Consider the following 4812-nt stretch of genomic DNA (forward strand, 5'->3'; position numbering starts at 1 on the left):
CTTCGTCGGCAGCTACGGCGAGATCCTCGACTGGGCGACCGGCATCTATCTGGCGACCGCGCCGAGGCCCGGCGCCGAGGGCGACCCCGCGTTGCGCGCCCAGCTTCTGAAGATGGCGCGGGCGCGGACCTATTTCCGCTATCCGGGGATCGACGCCGAAGGCGCRCGCACCATGCTGCTGGAAGCGCCGATCGGCTGGCGCGACCCGGTCTATCCGGGCGTGACGACCTACGTGCAGAAGTCGGGCTGGGACAACACCCCGTTCTACATCGCCGTGGCCACTAAGGACCCGCGGCTGATGGCGGTCGCGCGGCAGAYGCTGGACGACGGCCAGGACTTCGCCGTGCTGCGCGATCGGCTGAAGGACAAGGGCCAGCGCACGACGATCGGCCTGCTTGAAGCCTATGACGAGTGGCTGGCGGTCAAGGACTGGCCAAGGTCCGACGTCCGGCTGCCGATGACGCCCGGCCAGCCCGACCTCGTGTTCGCCGATCCGGAGGACGGGGTCGTGGCGGTCAAGAACGGCGACGACATCCTCTACGCCGAGCTCTATTGGCGCGCCAATTGCGGGGTCAACCGCCTGGCCCGCTTCCACTACCAGACTCCGACCACGGACCGGATCGCCACGATCGCCTCGCGCGTGGATTTCACGCCCAGCGGCAAGTCGTGCGTGCGGCCGGCCTCGCCGCACTTCTCGGCCGGCGCGATCCCGCTGGTCGTCTATCCGGACGAAGCGCCGGCCGCCCTGGCCGGCGAGGTCCTGCCCGTGGCCAAGGCGCCGCCCGAGGCGCGCTATCGCGACCAGGACAATCCCTATGCCGGGCGCGGCGACTACTACGAGGCGCACTACGGCCCCTACCTGATCGCCATCAACGCCGGCGCCGACACGTCGGTGACGGTGGATCTGCCCAAGGCGGACGGAGAGCGGATCGAGCTGGTCTCCAGGCGCAAGGTCGCGCCGGGCGAGAAGGTCCTGACCCTGGCGCCGGGCCAGACGGCCGTGATCTACTCGCCCAGACGATAGTTCGGCGACGGGAGCGGGCGATGACCAATCCATACGATCTGCGGCTGGTCGCGCCGTTCAGCCCGACGATCATCAAGGCCACGATGCCGCCGAGCGTGGTCGATAGCCTGAACGCCCGCGTGGACGACATCGTCGCGCGGCGGGACGAAGTGGCCRCTCGCGACTGGTCCAAGCATCTGGCCGGGGTCRTCACCACGGAAATCCGGCTCACCGACGTGATCGGCGAGATGAGCGATCTGTCCGACTTCCTCTACGACGTGGCCCGCACCTACAGCTACCGCTGCGAAAACGCGCTCCTGCACTACGGCGACTACGAGCGCACGGAGGAGCTGGCGGACAAGAAGCTGGAGATCCAGATCAAGGAAGGCTGGGTCAACGACATGGTGGCCGGCGACTACAACCCGGCCCACTTCCATCAGGGGTGCCTGTTCAGCAGCGTCGGCTTCCTGCGCCTGCCGCCGGACTACGAGACCGAGTTCCAGGCCGACAAGGCGCGGCAGAACACCGTCGGGTGCCTTCAGTTCATCGACAGCCGCAGCGCCGTGGGCGTGCGCAACCTGTTCACCGTCAAGCCGGTGGTGGGGGAGTTCTACCTGTGGCCCTCCTGGATGTTGCACTGTGTCTATCCGTTCAAGAGCCCCGGGGTGCGCCGCAGCTTCGCGGTCAACCTGTCGCTGGTTTGAGGCGACGGCGCTGCGGGAAGTATCGTCCCGACGGCGGCTTGCGATGATTTTTGATATCGATATCATGTCGCTAAGCGCCGGATCGTCGAACCGGCGCGCGCTGCGAGTACAACGAGAACGACGGGGAGAAGGCGCTTGGTGCGTGGTTTGATGCGGCGGGTTTCCTGCCTGGCCCTGGCGGCGTGTTTGATCGGCGGAGCGGCCCAGGCCCAGACGCTGCGTTCAGGCCACCCCTACCTCTCGTTCAGCGACAAGCACGTGGCGCAATTCAAGTCGCGCGTGGCCGAGGACGCCGACGCCAAGGCCGCCTGGACCCGCGCCCACGCCCAGGCCGACGAGGCCCTGACGCGCAAGCCCGCCAACGACCGCGAGCTCAACGCCGCCCTGATGGACCTGTCCCTGGCCTATCGCATGACCGGCGAGCGCCGCTACGCCGACCGCGCCAAGGGCCTGCTCGACGTCTATGCGGCGCGGCCCAACTGGGTGACCGACAAGCCGCTTCTGGCCCGGTCGCCGGTCTGGAACTCCGACCTGGGCATGGGCACCAGCGCCTTCGTCTACGGCCAGACGTTCGACGCGATCCACGACACGCTCAGCCCGGCCGAGCGCCAGCGGCTGGCTCAGGCCCTGGTCAAGGGCGCCATCAAGCCGACCCTGGCTGACTGGATCGACGGCGCTGACCGGATCCACAGCCTCGACACCATGGGCCACAACTGGTTCAGCCACATCGTGTTCGGCGCGGGCGTCGCGGCCATCGCGGTCAAGACCGAGGAGCCCCAGGCCGACGGCTGGATCCGGCGCATCGACGAGGCGTCCGAGGAGTGGGCCAACTACGACGGCAGCGCGATCGAGACCAAGCCCCAGCACTTCGGCTCGAACGGCGCCTTCGTCGAAAGCATCAACTACGCCGACTTCGCCGTCGAAGGTTACCTGAAGTTCCGCCGCGCCTGGCTCGACGCCTTCACCGAAAAGCCAGCGCCGACGCCGCGCCTGGCGGGCGTCGCGGACCTGTTCATCCAGAACCTCTACCCGACCGGCGCGGGGGCGCTGTCGACCAACTTCGGAGACGGCAATCCCACGGCCAGCGGGGCCCACGCCATCGTCAACCTGTGGGCCAGCGGCGACCAGCAGTCGCGCTATCTCTGGTACCTCGACACGGTCAAGGCCAACCCAGGCCAGGACGTCTGGGACGAGCCCGAGAACATGGTGCAATGGCCAGCCGCCAAGGCGCGGGCGGGCGCCGGGCGCGAGCCGGAACTGGCGACCAGCTGGATCGATCGCGACCTGGGCTCGGCGACCCTGCGCTCGTCCTGGGCGCCGGACGCGACGTTCCTGGCGGTGCGCTCGGGCTTCACCTGGAACCACAACCACGCCGACGCCGGCAGTTTCATCCTGTGGCACAAGGGCAAGCAGTTGCTGATCGACTCCGGCAACGCCAGCTACGCCCGGCCCGAATACGACGGCTATTACCGCCAGAGCGTCGCCCACAACGTCGTGACGCTGGACGGCAAGGCCGAGCCGGCGAGCAACACCTATGACGGCTCGCACTTCCCAGGACGGGTCGACCATTTGGTCGACGCCGGGGACCTGCGCTTCGTCTGGGCCGACGCCACGGGTCCCAACGCCAGCACCTTCGAGCGCAAGTACCGCAGCTTCCTGTGGGTCGGCGACACCATCCTGGTGATCGACGACCTGAAGGGCTGGCAGCCCGGCCAGTTCGAATGGCTGCTGCACTACGAGGGCGAGGCCAAGCGCCAGGGCCAGGTCATCACCGTCAAGAACGGCGACGCCGAGGTGGCCGTGCGGCCGCTGTTCCCCGAGGTCCTGCCCGACGCCGGCCTGCCCACCGACTATCCCGAACTGCTGCGCCTGGCCGAGGGCAAGGGCCTGAAGGACCACGCTCCCGACGAGGCCCAGCCCTACCTGCGTCTGCAGGCGCCGGGCGTGACGGACCGCACCAAGTTCGTGGTCGCCCTGACACCGAACGGCGGCGCCGCGCCCCGGATCGAACGGGTCGAGACCAAGGACTACCTGCTGGTTCGGATCCACCAGAAGGGCGAGGTCACCGAGGTCTATTTCAACCTGCTGGCCGACGGGCGAATCCGGCACCGCAACGCCAACGCCAGTCTCGGGGGCTGGGAGACCGACGCCTACATCCTGGCCCTCACCTATGCCGAGGGCGGGGACGCGCGTAAGCCCAAGCGCTGGTTCGTCGCGGACGGCAGCTATCTGCGGCGCGACGGCAAGGTCGAGCTGGATTCCCTGTCCAAGGCCTTCGTCGTCAAGACGACCGGCGCGGAGGGCCTCAAGGCCAGCATCGAGGGCCAGCCGACCTACGCGATCCGCCTGGCCTGCAGCGGCGCGCGGTCGATCACGGTGGACGGCGCGGCCAAGGCCTGCGAGCGCGACGTGGCGCTCGTGCGCCGATCGACCACGCCGCGCTGAGCCGCCCGAGGGGCTTGACGCAACGACCTTGCCAATCCCTTCCAGGGCTGAGAAGTTATCGATAACCGACGAGGGGATTTCGAATCGGTTGGCGGTCTCGCGCCGCCGATCCTTCGACGCGCGGAACACGCCAAATCGTCACGACAGCGCGATGCGGCCAGACCTCCGCCGCGGGCCCGTTGTCCACAACGCTCAGGGAGCCCGGCTTGGCGAAGGGCAAAGACACCATCGAACCGCCCCAGCCGCCGGACACGGGACGGGCTGTGACCATTCACGACGTGGCGCGCTACGCCGGTGTGGCCTCGATGACCGTGTCCCGCGTCGTCAACGGCAACAGCTATGTCAGCGACGCCATGCGCGAGCGCGTGCAGGCGGCGATCAAGGCGTTGAACTATTCGCCCAACCTGTCGGCCCGCAACACCCGCGCCGGCAGCGCGGGGCCGCGGATCGGCGTGCTCTACAGCAACCCCAGCGCCTCGTATCTCAGCGAGGTGATGCTGGGCGGCATCGAGCAGAGCTCCAAGCTGGGCACCCAGCTGGTGCTGGAGCGCTCGACTGGCCTGGCCAGCCAGAAGGCGGCCGTTCGGCGTCTGCTGGACCAGGGCGTGGACGGCGTCATCCTGCCGCCGCCGCTGTGCGACTCCCGCCCGACCATCAACA

Annotated in this window: 4 protein-coding genes; all 4 read left to right on the top strand. The window is 68.5% G+C overall.

Translation table 11 applies throughout. The annotated features are described in order from the left end of the window. Positions 1-1024, top strand: a 1024-nt coding sequence (locus AC1DZ6_RS19125; protein ID WP_477098726.1) for a hypothetical protein, incomplete at its 5' end; no start/stop codon positions are given. Positions 1025-1044: 20 nt separating this feature from the next. Beyond that, positions 1045-1707 carry a putative 2OG-Fe(II) oxygenase gene (locus tag AC1DZ6_RS19130; protein WP_477098727.1) on the top strand — a complete coding sequence of 221 codons (663 nt, stop codon included), beginning with the start codon at positions 1045-1047 and terminating at the stop codon, positions 1705-1707. A gap of 150 nt (positions 1708-1857) precedes the next feature. Beyond that, complete coding sequence (locus tag AC1DZ6_RS19135; RefSeq protein ID WP_477098728.1) at positions 1858-4152, top strand: heparinase II/III domain-containing protein; 2295 nt, start codon at positions 1858-1860, stop codon at positions 4150-4152. 206 nt (positions 4153-4358) lie between these two features. Next, positions 4359-4812: LacI family DNA-binding transcriptional regulator (locus AC1DZ6_RS19140; protein WP_477098729.1), on the top strand; the 454-nt coding region annotated here is incomplete at its 3' end.

The sequence above is a fragment of the Caulobacter sp. P1_B12_2 genome (assembly GCF_056406675.1).

What these genes read in the sequence shown, in the direction of transcription:
- AC1DZ6_RS19135 (WP_477098728.1), top strand. Translation starts at nt 1,858, where the DNA reads ATGCGGCGGGTTTCCTGCCTGGCCCTGGCGGCGTGTTTGATCGGCGGA.